The organism is Gorillibacterium timonense, from assembly GCF_001457415.1.
Taxonomy (GTDB): domain Bacteria; phylum Bacillota; class Bacilli; order Paenibacillales; family NBRC-103111; genus Gorillibacterium; species Gorillibacterium timonense.
Window position 1 is genome coordinate 2373247 of the sequence record NZ_LN881724.1, and the last position, 14759, is coordinate 2388005.

Annotated in this window: 13 protein-coding genes; 1 reads left to right on the forward strand and 12 read right to left on the reverse strand. The window is 53.7% G+C overall.

Features of this window, described 5'->3' with window-relative positions; translation table 11 throughout:
- Positions 1–114: 114 nt before the first annotated feature.
- The 7 genes from BN2684_RS23505 to BN2684_RS23535 form a co-directional block, all read right to left on the reverse strand.
- On the reverse strand, positions 115–1575 hold the full coding sequence (locus tag BN2684_RS23505; RefSeq protein ID WP_058304496.1) for a sugar ABC transporter substrate-binding protein: 1461 nt from the start codon (positions 1573–1575) through the stop codon (positions 115–117).
- 100 nt (positions 1576–1675) lie between these two features.
- Positions 1676–2605, reverse strand: a complete 930-nt coding sequence (locus tag BN2684_RS23510) for a carbohydrate ABC transporter permease (RefSeq protein ID WP_058304497.1) — start codon at positions 2603–2605, stop codon at positions 1676–1678.
- Between the two features lie 3 nt (positions 2606–2608).
- Positions 2609–3568 carry a carbohydrate ABC transporter permease gene (locus tag BN2684_RS23515; RefSeq protein ID WP_234340308.1) on the reverse strand — a complete coding sequence of 320 codons (960 nt, stop codon included), beginning with the start codon at positions 3566–3568 and terminating at the stop codon, positions 2609–2611.
- 76 nt (positions 3569–3644) lie between these two features.
- Entirely contained in the window at positions 3645–4838 is a 1194-nt protein-coding gene (locus tag BN2684_RS23520; protein WP_058304499.1) for a GntR family transcriptional regulator, read from the reverse strand.
- Positions 4839–5014: 176 nt separating this feature from the next.
- Positions 5015–6184 carry a GntR family transcriptional regulator gene (locus BN2684_RS23525; protein ID WP_058304700.1) on the reverse strand — a complete coding sequence of 390 codons (1170 nt, stop codon included), beginning with the start codon at positions 6182–6184 and terminating at the stop codon, positions 5015–5017.
- 69 nt (positions 6185–6253) lie between these two features.
- Positions 6254–8257: a GxGYxYP domain-containing protein gene (locus tag BN2684_RS23530; RefSeq protein ID WP_148450062.1), complete on the reverse strand. Its 2004-nt coding sequence runs from the start codon at positions 8255–8257 to the stop codon at positions 6254–6256.
- 298 nt (positions 8258–8555) lie between these two features.
- Positions 8556–9362: a helix-turn-helix transcriptional regulator gene (locus tag BN2684_RS23535; protein WP_058304501.1), complete on the reverse strand. Its 807-nt coding sequence runs from the start codon at positions 9360–9362 to the stop codon at positions 8556–8558.
- Positions 9363–9520: 158 nt separating this feature from the next.
- Between BN2684_RS23535 and BN2684_RS23540 the strand changes: the two genes are divergently transcribed.
- Positions 9521–11182, forward strand: a complete 1662-nt coding sequence (locus BN2684_RS23540; protein ID WP_082652157.1) for a glycoside hydrolase family 2 protein — start codon at positions 9521–9523, stop codon at positions 11180–11182.
- Here BN2684_RS23540 and BN2684_RS24640 read toward each other — a convergent pair.
- The 5 genes from BN2684_RS24640 to glgA all read right to left on the reverse strand — a co-directional run bounded on the left by BN2684_RS24640 (position 11171) and on the right by glgA (position 14756).
- Positions 11171–11395, reverse strand: coding sequence for a hypothetical protein (locus BN2684_RS24640; RefSeq protein ID WP_148450064.1), 225 nt, complete (start codon positions 11393–11395; stop codon positions 11171–11173). The genes BN2684_RS23540 and BN2684_RS24640 overlap by 12 nt on opposite strands.
- A gap of 103 nt (positions 11396–11498) precedes the next feature.
- Positions 11499–12110, reverse strand: a complete 612-nt coding sequence (locus BN2684_RS23545; protein WP_058304503.1) for a DedA family protein — start codon at positions 12108–12110, stop codon at positions 11499–11501.
- Positions 12111–12159: 49 nt separating this feature from the next.
- On the reverse strand, positions 12160–12477 hold the full coding sequence (locus BN2684_RS25135) for a hypothetical protein (RefSeq protein WP_058304504.1): 318 nt from the start codon (positions 12475–12477) through the stop codon (positions 12160–12162).
- A 252-nt stretch (positions 12478–12729) separates the two neighbouring features.
- Positions 12730–13044 carry a hypothetical protein gene (locus BN2684_RS23555; RefSeq protein WP_058304505.1) on the reverse strand — a complete coding sequence of 105 codons (315 nt, stop codon included), beginning with the start codon at positions 13042–13044 and terminating at the stop codon, positions 12730–12732.
- Positions 13045–13325: 281 nt separating this feature from the next.
- Positions 13326–14756 (reverse strand): glycogen synthase GlgA, encoded by a 1431-nt coding sequence (gene glgA / locus BN2684_RS23560; RefSeq protein WP_058304506.1) that lies wholly within the window; start codon positions 14754–14756, stop codon positions 13326–13328.
- Positions 14757–14759: the final 3 nt, after the last annotated feature.

A 14759-nucleotide genomic window follows, 5' to 3' on the forward strand; every position in this document is an offset into this window, starting at 1 on the left:
TTCTGCTTGTCTCGTACGGCACAGATCATCACTCCCTAGCTCCTCCAATATCAATCCTCTGTGGTGAGAAGGGAGAGCGGACCCGCCCGCTCTCCTCATCCCGCGTTTCATTCTTTATTTGGTTACGGATTCCGCTTTCTTCTGGGCGTCATCCAGAATCGCCTGGATATCTCCCTTTGTCATGATGGACTTGACGACCGCATCGCCAAAGGTTTGCCACGCTTTGGAATTGTCCTTCGCAAAGGTCGGCAGACCTTGAACGTTGCCGCTCATCGCCAGGTAGTGGTTATACATCTCGGGATGCTGGGCCTTGTAATCGGCGCTGTCGGCAACTTCCTTCAAGACCGGCGAGCGGTTGTTGGAGTCGGCGACAATTTGTTGAATTTCCTTGCTGAACATCGTTTTGATGTATTCAAACGCCGCTTCCTTGTTCTTGGCGTCCTTCGGAACCGAATAGAACGCCGCGCCGATCGTGATGTTCCCGGCCTTGCCGTTCGGCGAGAGCGGGATTGGAGCCATTCCGACATCAATTCCCTTATCCCGAGATTGCTGCGCTCCCCAAGGGCCGTCGATGTTGTAGGCGAGCTGTCCCTTATACCAAGCGTCGAAGAAAGTTCCTTCACTCGTGGCGACCATGACGCCCGGAGGGAAGTTGGCGTTCAAATCGCGCAGGAACTGGACCGTCTCCACATTCTGGGCCGTGTTGAAGGCAGGCTGTCCGTCGGTCGCGAAGCCGCCGCCATTGATGACGAGCAACGGACCGAAACGGAGATACCCGCCGGCGTTCGCTCCGGCATAGACACCGCCGCCGTAATACTTGCCTTTGCCTGCGGCCGTGACCTTCTTGATGTTGTCCAGCAGTTCCTCCCAGCTCGCGGGAGCCTTATCGGGATCGATCCCTGCTTCCTTGACCAGCTTCTTGTTCCAGAACAGGCTGCTGACGCCTGGCTGTGCGGCCAAACCGTAAATCTTGCCGTTGTACTCCATTGGCTTCCAGGACGCTTCTACTACCTTATCCCGAATCTCGTTCGCGAGATCATCCGGGAACGGTTCAAGCAACCCTTGTTGGGCGAATCCCGGCATCTGCGTTTCCCCTACGATCAAATCAGGAACGTTTTGGGCCAAGAAAGCAGCCGTTTCCTTCTGGATCAGATTGTCGGCCCAGCCCCAGTCTTCATAATTAACGCTGATGTTCTTCGCTTGCAGTTGGTTGTACATGGATTTGTTGAACAGGTAGCCGAAAGCATCGACCGCGAACGATTTACCCGGGGTGTATTCGACGCTGATGCCTTTGCCCTTCAGCTCCTCTTCCTTCGGGGCAAACAGATCGGCCAAGTTACCGGAACCGATGTTCGTCGAGCCTTCACTTAAAACGGTGATCGTTACAGGAGCGCCGCTTGCAGCCGTAGGCGCTGTCGAGGCAGTCGCCGCATCCGTCGCCGCAGCCGAGGGTGAGGTTGAATCGGTCGCGCTTGGACTCGGACTGTTGCTTTCCTTAGTCCCTCCGCCGCAGCCGGCAAGACTCGTTGCCAGCAAGGCTGTGACGGCGAGAACTGCCACATTGTTCTTCTTCATGAGAACCCCTCCAAGTTATTGTGATAAAGCGTTTACACAAACAACATATCATATATTATTTTAATATTCAATATGTTTTACATATGTCATTTGAATCTTTTTATCCTTTGATACCGGTATTCGCCAATCCCTGCACAATGTACTTTTGGAAGAAGAAGAAGATCAGGAGCGCGGGGATCGTCGTTCCTAGTCCGAGCGTAATGATCAGCGGGTAGTTGGGCGTGCCGAACGCGCCAGTCGCCGCTGCCGTCAACCGCGTGATGGCGGCGGGTAAGGTTTGCAAACGGTCGCTGCTGGTATAGAAAAAGGGGGTTGCAAAGTCATTCCAGGTTCCGAGTGCTGTCGTAATCGCTATATAAGCCATAATAGGAAGCTGTAGCGGGAACAACACCTGGAAGAGAATGCGGAAGGGACCCGCGCCATCGACCTTTGCCGCTTCATCAAGTTCAATCGGCACCTTTTCCATGGACTGCTTCACCAGGAACGTACCCATGATGTTGATCGCCGGTCCGCCGATCAAATAGACCCACCAGGTGTTCAAAATCCCCGTTCCTCCAGTGAAAACGTCGTTTCCACCAGCAAACGGCCAGCGGGCGAGCTGCAGGTAGGTCGGCATCAAAGCCACGACGCCTGGAATCATCTGGGTCGCAAGCAGGGCGAGAAACAAGCCTTCCTTTCCCTTAAAGCGCAGTCGTCCGAACGCGTAACCGCCCAGAAAGGAAGTCAGCACCGCGCAGATCGTGCTGTAGATCGTCCGGATCAACGAATTGCGAACGTAGAGCTGAATGTGACTATCCGAGGAGCCCATAACCAGCACCTTGAAGTTCCACCAGGTCGGCTCATGAGCAATCGGAAACAAGCCGAGAATGCGGCTCGCGAATTCATCCTTGGTGAAAAAGCCGGCCATGATCATAAAGATCAAAGGGTACAGCAGGGTGAAGCCGACCCCGGCAAGCACGAGATGAGCCAGCAGATGACTGGTCTTGATCCTGCGCCTGGTGGTTTTTGTGGATAGAGCGGTTGCTGCCATGGTCTATCTCCCCTTCCTGCTCGTGATCGGGATGGTCATGCTGCGATCATCCTTCGTCTGCTTGCGATAATAGAGGACGGTGACGAAGATGACGATCAGCGCCATGACCACCGAGGACGTGCCTGCCATCCCGAGGTTGAAATCCCAGAACGCATCTCGGTAAATTCGGAAGACGAGCACCTCGGTCTTCCCGTAAGGACCACCGCCGGTCAGGAACATCACCTGCTCGTAGATCTGGATCGCTCCGATCAGGCTGGTGATGATGATGTAGGTCGCGATCGGCTTCAAGCCGGGAAGCGTTACATGCTTCAGCTTTTGGCGCTTATTGGCGCCGTCGATCTCAGCCGCTTCATAGAGGGTCGCGTCCACGGATTGAAGGCCCGCCAGCCAGATGAGCGCCGAGCCGCCGACGCCCTTCCAAGCCGAGTAGACGACGATCCAGAAGATGCTCCATGGTACGGAAAAAGCCCAGACGATCGGCTCGTGGCCGAACTTTTTGAGGAGGTTGTTGATGATTCCATTATTCGGATCGAGGAAAAAGTTGAAGATCTGAGTTGTCGCAACCGTCGAAGTTACCGCCGGTATATACCAGATCGAACGATAGATCCCTTTACCGAAGAGCGGCATGTTCATAAGCAGCGCCGCTCCGAAGCCGGCGGCCAGCGTTACGACCGTCACAAGCCCGCCCATCCAGACGGATCGCCAGAGAGCCTCGTAATACATCGGGTCGTGAAAGAACCGGATGTAGTTATCAAACCAAATGAATTTTGGTTTGGACTGAATGCCAACCCAATCGAAGAAGCCGAGGACAAACCCGAACAACGTAGGAAAAAGGCTGACGACAGCCCACCATACCAGCATCGGTCCGAGAATAATCGCCGCCACAATGGCGTCCTTGTGGCGAATGTAAAAGCTCTTCTGTTTGGATTGGGTTTTGTGCTGCAATGGAACAAGTGGTTCCATTCGATTCCCTCCTATCATCATTTATGCATATTAAATATATATAATATTATTATAATGGTCAATGCTATTTTTCCAGTCATGTTTGACTAGCTTTCTCTCCTCGCCAGCGAGCGGTTGAATTTCGTACAACCAGTTCAGGCAGCAGGATGATTTTGCTGTAAGGGCGATGTCCATGCGAAGGTGAGGATTCCAGCTGGTCAAGCAGAATCGCCGCCGCTTCCCGCCCCATTTTCTTCTCTGACTGGGAAATGTGCGTGTATGTCCCAAATTCGTCGTATCCGGATGACGGGTCATCAAAGGTTAGTACCGATACATCTTCTGGAACCCGCAGTCCCACTTGCTTGGCTGCATGAGAAAGGTAAACCCCGAGCCGAGCATTAAGCGTTATGAAAGCGGTTGCGGTTTGGTTTTGGATGAACTGATGCAAGGGGTGCTGCTCATTGAAATCGGAATAGTCCACCCGAAAGTCCGTGAGAATCAGCGCCGGATCGATCAAAGCTCCATGCTCCTTGGCCGCCTCCATATATCCGTTGATGCGATCGCTTACGGTAATGGTCGGAAGCGGCGTATCAGAGCAGATCGCAATCTTCCGGTGCCCCAGGCTCCAAAGGTGATGGAAGGCCAGCTTCGTCCCGCTCATGCTGTCCGCGCACACATAATTCGTTTCGATGCCTGGAAGCGTCCGGTCGATCAGCACGAACGGATAATTAGCTAACTTCAGCGCCAAGATTTCTTCGTTATAGGTTTCCGCATCGGACGGGAAGATGAGCAATCCCGCCGTCCCCTTCTCCAGACATTCCAGGATCAGACGTTTCTCTATCTCGATCGAGTTGTTGCTCAAGGCAACAAAGAGAGAGTAGCCTCTCGCGCTCAGGATCTCATCGATACCGGAAATCAGACGCAAAGCAAAGTGATCTTCCAGCATCGGCAGGATGAGGCCGATCATTTTCCTTCTGCCGGACTGTCGATCCCGTTCCTCTGCAGCCGTAGCCAGCTCATCCGGTATAAGCCTCACGCTGCCGGATGCGGCGAGCTCACCACTTCCAGCACCTTCCTTGACAAAGCTGCCCTTCCCTGGAATGCGATAAATCCACCCTTCCTCCGCCAGTTGGGTCAACGCATTGGCGACCGTGATCCGGCTTACGCCGAACTGCTCCATCAGCTCCTTTTCCGGCGGAATCCTGTCGTTCGGCTTCAAGAGACCGCTTACAATTCGCTGTCGAAAAAAGTCCTGGATCTGCATGTATAGCGGTTGTCGCTCCGTTTGCATAGCCATTCTCCTTATCTGCACTATATTACATAATCATAATATGTCATTTATATCATAACGTCAATAAAAAATCCTCAATCCGCCTGGAGGCAGAATTGAGGATTAGAGGGGATCGACTCTTTTTTTTGGTTACAGTTACACTAAGAAACGGTATGTCCTTTTGCGAATGCACGCTGTCATTTCACCTTGGGTACAGGCCCAGTGGAAGAGCGCATCACCAGCTCCGGTTCCAGAACGATTTTACTGTATTTGGCCGGCCTTGCCTTCTCTTCCAAAAGATCGACCAAAATCTCGGCTGCTTCCCGCCCCATCCGTTCTTCCGATTGGGAGATGTGCGTGTAGGTTCCGAATTCGTCAAAGCCGGAAGACGGATCGTCAAAGGTGACGATCGAAAGATCCTCCGGTGCACGCAGCCCGATCTGCTTGGCAACTGTGGAAATGTAAACCCCGAGCCGAGCATTCAAGGTGATGTAGGCGGTCGCCATGCGGTTGCGAATGAAGCGATACAGCGGATGTTTGGGATCAAGCTCGGAGTAGTTGACCGCAAAATCGGTCAGAATCATCGCCGGATTAATCAGCGCACCGTGCTCCTTCAGCCCTTCCATATAGCCGTTGATCCGGTCGCTGACGGTAATCGTCGGCAAGGGTGTGTCCGAGCAGATGGCAATGTCTCGGTGACCCAATTCCCAGAGATGGCTAAGCGCCAGCTTGGCGCCGTTCATGCCGTTCGTGCACACAAAATTCGTCTCCACGCCCGCCATATACCGATCGATCAGCACAAAGGGATAATTGGCCATTTTGAGCGCCAGAATCTCTTCGTTGTAAGTCTCCGCGTCGCTCGGAAAAATGATCAGGCCGGCCGTCTCGTTGGCCAGGCATTCCTGGATCAGAATCTTCTCCGTCTCAATCGAGTTGTGGGTGAGCGCAATGTACAGGTAATAGCCTCTGTCGGATAGCACTCGGCTGATGCCTGAAATGAGCCGGATGGCAAAGTAATCCGTCATCGTCGGGATGATCAGCCCGATCATTCGCTTCTTCGTTCGCGTAGGCCGCAGAGGCACCGCTGCATCGGTCGAAGGTATCACGGCCGCATCCGCCTGGCGGACAGTCCTGGACTCCAATGTCGGCTCACTCACGAAGCTGCCGCGGCCGGGGATGCGATAAATCCAGCCGTCCTTCGCTAATTGAACGAGAGCGTTCGCCACTGTGATCCGGCTCACATCGAACCGCTCCATCAATTCCTTTTCCGCCGGTATTTTATCGCCTGTCTGCAGTTGTCCGTTCTTGATCTGATCCTTGAAATAGTCTTGGATTTGCATGTAAAGCGGTTGTCGATCGTTTAACATGGTTTTGCTCCCGTAATTGATATTGATAAGAAAAATCATATATCATTTATGGCTTTTCGTCAAACGAGTTTAAGAGGCCGGATCGACCGGGAGACCCTTGCTTTGCCGAATCAACTCGAAATAGACGTCCGGTCGGACGAACACGATCTCAGGATCATCCTTCAGGTGCTGGTAAGCGTTGACAAAATTCGCATAGGTCGTATGCCAGGGATCGACCTGAACGCCAACAAACAGAGGAGACTTCCGATCCCATTTCTTCATCGCGCCCTGCACCGGATTGATGAGGTCTCCTTCGGTGGAGCCATATCCCTTATTCAGTTCCTGCATGGGCATGGATTGATCATACACGCTGATCTGGCCGGTGTTCCCTTGGGAAGTGAAGCCGAGGAGCGATGGCGCATACTTGGCGATCACGTTCGCCGATCGTTCGTCCATTTTGGCGGTGACGCCGTTCCAGATGGTCAAGACCCGCAATCCGGCTCGCTTCATATAATCATTCGTCCGCATGTAAAACGAAGCCAACCCCTCATCGTCCGACCAGTTGACTGGATAGGTATAGCCGAGACCCGATGGTCCGGAGACGAGCACATCGTTGTCCGTGGCCGTTCGATTCAAGTAATCGAGCACTCCGGGCATTGCATCGACCATCAGAGGAGAGACAGTCCATCCCAATGGAACTTCTCCCCTGTCGGGAGAAGACCAATAGCTTCGGAAGGCTCCTTCCATATACTGCAGATTGTCACCGTCGCTCAGGAAATAGGCTACATACGCTTTGTTCTCCAGCTTAGGTTTCGTCGGCGTCGGTTTAGGCGGTGTGATCTCTCGCGAAGTACCGCTTAATACCGTCAGGTTGGCGGACCAATCGGCTGCGACAGTGGCCAATCCAAACTTGGAAGTCTCCCGAACGCCGGCTCCTTCCTCCGGCCACCAACCGAGATAGAGCCCGGACCCGGATGGCATATCGGCGAAGAATTTGCTGAGGAGCTTCTCTTCTTCCGGCACATCGGGATTCAGCCAAATCACAGAGGCTTGAATGGCGATGGCGTATTCGCGCAGGTTCGTCTTCATCTCCGGCGTGAGACCGACAATTACCCGATGGGTTGTCTGGCTCCAATAATGGTCGTAGAGATCGCTGTAAACATCGAGGTTCGTTTTGTATTTGCCGCGCAAATCGTCTAGGATCGGATAGCGGTAGGGCTCGCCAGACAGCTTCTCGACCAGGGAGGGCGAGACGACCAGCGCTTCCTTCAAGCCGGCGATCGTCGTAGCGAGGTTATAGGTGTCCGGCACATCGGGATCGTAGACGACGAGCCCTTTACTAGCGGAACGGTACTTGTCGAGCAGCGTCCAAATATCCTTGACCGGCTTGTAGTCCAGCTTGAGCGCATCCAGCCAGAAGGCTGCGGTGGACGAGCCGTCATTTTTGTACATGCGCGGTTCGGTCTTATTCACCAGTCCCTGCAAGGTGTAGAACATCGCTACCTCTTCCGCCCGGCTCGGTGACGAGAATTCGACCTTATCGAAGACAAGAGTCGAATGTCCCGTCCAGATCACCTGGAACTCAAGCGGGTGACCGGATTCGGGAACCGTAAACGGGACATCGAAGGAGTGGCCGCTGTTCAGATTGTTGAAGTCCCAGGCATTCACGTCCAGCTTGCCAAGCTCGACACCGGATTGTTCATCTTTCACGACGAGCGTCGCCACTACCCCGTTCTCGTCGGCAAAATGGTCCACGCTCAGGACGAAGGTACCTTTCGTCTCGCCTGCAGGGAGATCGGTAATCGTTTTGGCATCGAACAGAAGCGCTCCCGGCTTGTCGATCCCGGTCACAGCCTTCCAAGCACTTCCGTCCGCCTGCCCCGTCTCGTGTTCGTAATCGGTATTCTCTCCTTCATAGACTAGCTTTTCCTGGTAGTTCACGAAATCCAGCGTCGGCGCCGGCGTCTTGAAGGAAGGCAGCGCCTGATCTTTGGGCCAGTTCACTCCCAACGTCTTCTTTGGCCAAATGAAAGAAGCGGCAACGACAGCAAGGACCAGAATGGCAGCCGCTGCAGCCCACGCAAACTTTTTCAACAGAAGTTCCCCCTTTTCGTTAACAACCACCCGCTCCACTGCAATCCTAGCTATTTAGCCGAATCGCCTCCTAATGCAAACAAAACGTAGGCATTCAAGAAAAAAGCGCTTCTTTTTTGCTTTGGCCAATACAACCCCTGACGGGGCGGCAGTGATCGAGATCAAAAAAAGAGCGCTGTATCATTAATTATAATATATATATCATATATATTTGTAAATGACTATTTTTGATTGGTTTTCAACCATCCTCCTTCATCGTTATCTATATCAAGCGTCATCTCCGCGACACGCCTTGCATTCACCTCGGTCCGCCGCTTTCCTTGCGGAAGTGGCTCGGAGAACGTCCAGCAAATCGTTTAAACGCATTCGAAAAATAATGCTCGTCCGCGAACTGCAGCTCTAGCGCAATCTGGCGGATGCCCATATTCGTATTTTGCAAAAGCAGAGAAGCGGTGCTCAGTCTCCGCTGGGTCAGATAATGATAGGGGCTCTGTCCGTACTCACGCTTAAAGATGCGGATCACCTGCGACGGAGACTTGAACACCAGCCGGGAAAGATCGGGAAGCCGAATGGGGCTGCGGATATGCTCATCCAGGTACAGCTTGATCTTTTCGGCATCGGATGACTCCGTCTTCGTCCGACTGGCCGCGATCGCTGCCACCAGCTCATGAAAGGCGATGGGCAAGAGCGACTTGTTCTCCTCTACGCCCCCGCGCAAAAGGGAGAAGATGGTCTCAAAGCAAGCGGAAACGCGGCAGTGCGGGAAGAGTCCGCTGTGAAGGCCATAGGCAGCGATCAAGTTGTCAGCGAGCGTCCCGCGAACATTGATGAAATGCTTAACCCAAGGGTCATGGGCGGAAGAACGGTACCAATGAGGTTCATCCCGCTTCAGGAAATAAGCGCTGCCTGCCTCCGGATGCAGAGCTTGCCCTTCGCAGATAATCGTGCCGGAACCGCTCTCGACGTATTCCAGCACATGACAACCGGAGCGCTCGCGACGAATGCTATAGGTTCCGTCGCAGTAAGAGGTTCCTGCCAGTTCAATCTGCAGGAAGGCCTCTCCCTCGTTTGCATTACAGTAGACGATTTCCTCATGCATGCGCATATTCCTCACTTCTTCGCGTGATTTCCTCATTCAACTATACGGGAACGCGAGAGATAATGAAAGCGAAATCAAAACCCATATAGAGAAAGGAACGGTGCACGATCGTGACAATACCAAGACCAGAATACCCCCGCCCAGACCTGAAACGGGATCAATGGATGAACCTGAATGGAGAATGGGAATTTGAAAAAGATCCCGGAAACTCCGGTGTCGAGCGCAAATTCTACAACCGTACAACCTTACAAGACAAGATCATCGTTCCGTTTGCACCGGAATCCAGGCTGTCCGGTATCGAGGATACCGACTTCATGCAGACGGTCTGGTACCGCCGCACCTTTGCCGTTAAGCCGGAATGGCAGACAAGTGGACGTACCCTGCTCCACTTTGGCGCAGTGGATTATACCGCCGACGTTTGGGTCAACGGCAAGAAGGCGGGTACTCATAACGGTGGCTATACTCCCTTTGCGCTGGATGTGACCGCCTTGGTACAGGACGGCGAGAACGTCGTCGTCGTACGCGCCTTCGATGATGTGAAGAATCCGTTGCAGCCCACCGGGAAGCAATCTCCCGAATATCACAACTTCAGCTGTCTCTACACCCGCAGTACCGGCATTTGGCAGACGGTTTGGCTTGAGCACGTCCCTTCCCTCTATATCCAAAAGCTGCGACTGACTCCCGATGTCGACAACGAGTGCTTGCGCGGGCTGGCGGTTCTAAACGAATATGCAGGCGGTCAGCTTCTATCAGCGGAAGCAACGCTTGATGGCAATTGCGTCTCCAGCGTGAAGGCCAAGACAACAGGAACGCATGTGGAATTCACCCTGCCGATAGCCGATCCGAAGCTGTGGAATCCAGGGTCGCCTGTGCTGTACGACCTTGTCCTGCAGATCGGCGAAGATCGAGTTGAGAGCTATTTCGGAATGCGGAAGGTGGAGATCCATGGTGGAGCAATCGAGATCAATGGCGTCCCGGTGTTCCAACGGCTGATCCTTGATCAGGGTTATTATCCCGACGGCATCTATACCGCCCCTTCGGATGAAGCGCTTGAGAAGGATATCGACCTCGCCATGGCTGCCGGCTTCAACGGCGCTCGGCTGCACATGAAAATTTTCGAGCCCCGCCTCCTCTATCATGCGGACCGGAAGGGCTATCTCGTATGGGGGGAGTACCCCAATTGGGGGTTAAGCGAGAGTGATCCGCGGGCGTTGCAGGCTATGCTGCCGGAGTGGATCGAAGAATTGGAGCGCGATTATAACCACCCCGCCATCGTCGGATGGTGCCCGTTTAACGAAACCGGAACCGGGCGGCTCGCTTCCTTGTTCCGAACCGTCTATGACGTAACGAAAGCGATTGATCCTACGCGACCTGTAATCGACACCAGCGGCTATGTCCATGCGATCACGGACATTTATGACGTTCACGATTATGATCAGGACCCGGTGACGTTCGCGAAGAGGTATGAGGCGCTGGTGAATGGCGGCGAGGTGTTCCAAAACTTCCCTGAGCATGAAACCTATGAGGGACAGCCCTATTTCGTCTCGGAATTCGGGGGAATCTATTGGAACGAAACCCGGGATGACGGTGGTTGGGGGTATGGCCAAAAGCCAGCGGACAAGGAGGAATTCATCTACCGCTATGAAGGAATGATCAACGCCCTGCTGGATAACTCGAAGATCTGCGCATTCTGCTATACGCAGCTCACCGATGTCATGCAAGAACAGAACGGCCTCTATGACTTCGACCGGCAGCCCAAATTCGACGTGGCCTGGCTCCATTCCGTCAACACGAAGAAAGCGGCGATCGAGAAGCTATCCTTCTAAGCTGTTACTCGATTCGGACAGGTTCCAGGTTGTTGTCTGCTTAAGCCCATGTATAACCGTGATGAACACGCTTGTCGTGTAGATCACGGTTTTCTCTTTTTCGGATACCCGATTGCACCTTTCTTCCCAACCTTCATTCGGATACCGGAGGACGAGCGGCTTAACGAACAATAATCCCGAAGCAGACAACGAACAAGGCGCTTTCCATTTCATGCTGGATAGCGCCTTGTTCTAATCGATTTCGCTTGATGATTCACGATCCACGCTTGTTCATCGGGAGACTTTCCATCTCGATGCGGAAGGGATTCATCCCGGTTCAGGCGCTGCCCCCCGCTCTCTTCATCCGCAGCATTCGATAGACAACGACCAGCAGCCCGAGTGTGCCGAGTACGACAAAGACTTTCCAGCCGTGAAGCTCAATCAAGTGAAACACGCTTTCCCAGCGCGGGCCAAAACCAAACCCCAAGAACGCAAAGCTGGCAACCCAAAACAAGGCGCCTAAATAGGTATACAGGATGAAGGTTCGAAACGGTATGCCCATAATTCCGGACAGATACCCGGTGAAATGGCGCACTCCCGGAATGAAATAACCGATAAACAGCAGCTTGGGGCCATACCGCAAAAACCATCTTCGGGTTTTCAACAGTTTGGCGGGGGTGAGGAGTATCCATTTTCCATACTTATTAAGAAAGGGCATGCCGGCGCTTCGCCCGATCCAATAAGTTAAGGTCATGCCCAGGCTTGTCCCGATGAAGCCGATCCCGATCACAGGGGCGAGATGAAGAATCCCTTTGTAGGACAAGTAACCGGAATAGGTAAGCGTCGTTTCTCCGGGAAAGGGCAAGGCAATAAATTCCAGAAACAGCCCGGCGAACAACACACCGTATCCATAGATTTCGAACAATTTCTCCACATAGGCAAAGTTCATTCGCAATCCTCTTCTTCCAGCCAATTGATCGCTTCTACGCCAACTCGTCTCACAGAAGCTTCTTCCAGTTTACATCAAAGGAAACGGAGATGCATCTCAAACCGAAAACCCTGTCATTCCAGCTTCCGCAAGGGAAGGGAATAACAGGGTTCTCGGCTGCCTTATTCGCGCGGTCCTCCCATTGGAGGACGAGGTACTCCGCCCGGCCCGCCAGGGCCTCCTGGTCCACCGGGACCGCCCGGACCCCAAGGACCACCCGGTCCACCAGGACCGCCCGGACCCCAAGGACCACCGGGACCGCCAGGTCCTCCAGGACCTCCGGGACCTCCGGGACCGCCGGGTCCTCCAGGACCCCAGGGGCCGCCATGACCGCCGCCTGGCCAAGGATGCCAGGGGTTCCACGGATGCCAAGGATTCCACTGCTGCCAGGGATTCCACGGGTTCCATGGATTCCATGGATTCCATGGGTTCCACGGATTCCAGCCCGGGCGGGGAGGCGGCATGAAGCCAGATGTGCTGCCCGCTGCGGAAGGAACCGTCACGGTCCGGGTTTCTCCTTCCTCAGGTAAATGCTCCGGATAAACGTACGCCATTCGATTCACCATGCTTTCTTTATAGGTTAAATAAGGAGAGTAAGAACAAGCAGGTTATACAAGGCAAGCGGCAATATGACATTCGGATTTGGTCCAAACGGAGGATAATAAGCCCGGTCCATCTTCAAAGGTTGAACTGCATTCAAATACAAGTGGGTTTCATCGACGTGGGCAATGATTCCGTCATAGACCTCACCCTTGACCGTCTGGACTCGCACCGGTTTATTCAGATGCTTCTGGCCAATCTCCGCGAGCTGATCCTGCATGGTCCGAACGGCCTTCATCACGTCAGGATTCGCCTGATAGATCACGTTTGACTTCGTTTTTCGTTGATCGGTCACTCGGGAATCTCCTTTCGCTGGTTCGTACTGTCAGCATATGCGAATCCCCGCAATGGGTTCATGCCCGGCACGGCATTCGCGGAAGAATAGGCGGCGGGATGAAAAAGAGGCTATCCCCGGAGCGCATACAGCGCTTACCCGAGGTTAGCCTCTACGATGTACTTGATAACGTTCGGCTCAGCCACGTTCAAGCACAAGAAAGGATCGCTTCCCTCCGACTCCCTCGGAGAGGACAGCGATCCTTATTGCGATCAAACCGAAGCCAACGGCCGATTATCTCTTCACTGCTGAACGAGCCGGCTATACAGCTGCTTGTACGGCTTGGCTGCTTGCCCCCAGCCGAAATCGGTCTTGGTGATCGTGCCGACGAGCTTTCCCCATTTCTCTGGCTCGGCATAGACCGCGAGCGCCTGCTTCAGCGTGAACAGCAGCTCGTGCGCATTGTAATTGGCGAAGCTGAAGCCGGTGCCTTCTCCCGTGAATTCGTTGTAAGGAATGACCGTATCCTTCAATCCGCCGGTTTCTCGTACAACGGGAACCGTCCGGTAGCGGAAGGCAATCAGCTGCCCCAACCCACACGGCTCGAATTGCGAGGGCATGAGGAACAGATCGGATGCAGCATAAATCTTGTGCGCCAGCGATTCCTGAAAGCGGATGTGAGCCGATACCTTATTCGGGTAACGCCCCGCCGCATCCTTGAACAGCTGTTCATACTTCCACTCGCCGGTGCCAAGCAGCAGGAATTGGATGTCCTCCTGCAGCAGCTCATGAAGGATATGCTCGATGAGATCGAGCCCCTTCTGCTCGACTAGCCGGGAGACAAGCCCGATGACCGGAATCTCCGGCCGCACGGGAAGTCCGAATTCCTCCTGAAAGGCGGTCTTGTTCAACCGTTTCTTGGAGAGGGAGTTGCGATAGTTCACCGCAATCGCCGGGTCCTTCATCGGATCGTAGAAATCATTGTCGAGTCCATTCACGATGCCGATCAGATCTCCGGAGCGCGCCCGGAGAATGCCATCCAGCCCTTCCCCGTAATACGGGGTTTTGATTTCTTCCGCATAGGTCTCGCTCACCGTCGTGATCAGGTCAGAGTAAACCAAAGCCCCCTTCATGCAGCTTCCATCTCCGTAAAACTCCAGCCCTTCCTTGTGGAAATAGCTGTCGCCCACTCCCAGTAGATCCTGCAGCAGCTCCCTTGAGAATCGCCCCTGGTATTTGAGATTATGGATGGTGAAGACTGTCTTGAAGCTGCGATACGACTCGATGTGATGATAGTGGGCCTTCAGAATAAACGGAACCAGCCCCGTCTGCCAATCGTGGCAATGAATCACATCCGGCTGGAATTCCATATGTTGAATCGCTTCGCATACGGCTCGGGAGAAGAAGACAAATCGCTCCGCATCGTCTCCATACCCATAGATGCCTTGCCGCTTAAAGTAATACTCGTTGTCGATAAAATAATAATGGATGCCGTCATGCACCAGCTCCTGCAGACCGCAGTACTGCTGTCTCCATCCCACGTAAACGCTGAATTCCTTGACCGTGACCATCTGGTCGCGAATGTTGGCCGGAATCTCCTCATACTTGGGCAGAACGATGCGGACGTCCACTCCGGATGCCTGTAAGGCTCGCGGCAAGGAGCCGATGACATCGGCAAGACCTCCAGATTTGACAAAAGGTACGGCTTCCGATGCGGCGAATAACACATTCATGCA

Excerpts from the sequence above, each read along its gene's own strand:
- BN2684_RS23505 (WP_058304496.1), bottom strand. The coding sequence starts at position 1,575 with ATGAAGAAGAACAATGTGGCAGTTCTCGCCGTCACAGCCTTGCTGGCA.
- BN2684_RS23510 (WP_058304497.1), bottom strand. The coding sequence starts at position 2,605 with ATGGCAGCAACCGCTCTATCCACAAAAACCACCAGGCGCAGGATCAAG.
- BN2684_RS23515 (WP_234340308.1), bottom strand. The coding sequence starts at position 3,568 with ATGGAACCACTTGTTCCATTGCAGCACAAAACCCAATCCAAACAGAAG.
- BN2684_RS23520 (WP_058304499.1), bottom strand. The coding sequence starts at position 4,838 with ATGCAAACGGAGCGACAACCGCTATACATGCAGATCCAGGACTTTTTT.
- BN2684_RS23525 (WP_058304700.1), bottom strand. The coding sequence starts at position 6,184 with ATGTTAAACGATCGACAACCGCTTTACATGCAAATCCAAGACTATTTC.
- BN2684_RS23535 (WP_058304501.1), bottom strand. The coding sequence starts at position 9,362 with ATGCGCATGCATGAGGAAATCGTCTACTGTAATGCAAACGAGGGAGAG.
- BN2684_RS23540 (WP_082652157.1), top strand. The coding sequence starts at position 9,521 with ATGAACCTGAATGGAGAATGGGAATTTGAAAAAGATCCCGGAAACTCC.
- BN2684_RS24640 (WP_148450064.1), bottom strand. The coding sequence starts at position 11,395 with ATGAAATGGAAAGCGCCTTGTTCGTTGTCTGCTTCGGGATTATTGTTC.
- BN2684_RS23545 (WP_058304503.1), bottom strand. The coding sequence starts at position 12,110 with ATGAACTTTGCCTATGTGGAGAAATTGTTCGAAATCTATGGATACGGT.
- BN2684_RS25135 (WP_058304504.1), bottom strand. The coding sequence starts at position 12,477 with ATGGCGGCCCCTGGGGTCCTGGAGGACCCGGCGGTCCCGGAGGTCCCG.
- glgA (WP_058304506.1), bottom strand. The coding sequence starts at position 14,756 with ATGAATGTGTTATTCGCCGCATCGGAAGCCGTACCTTTTGTCAAATCT.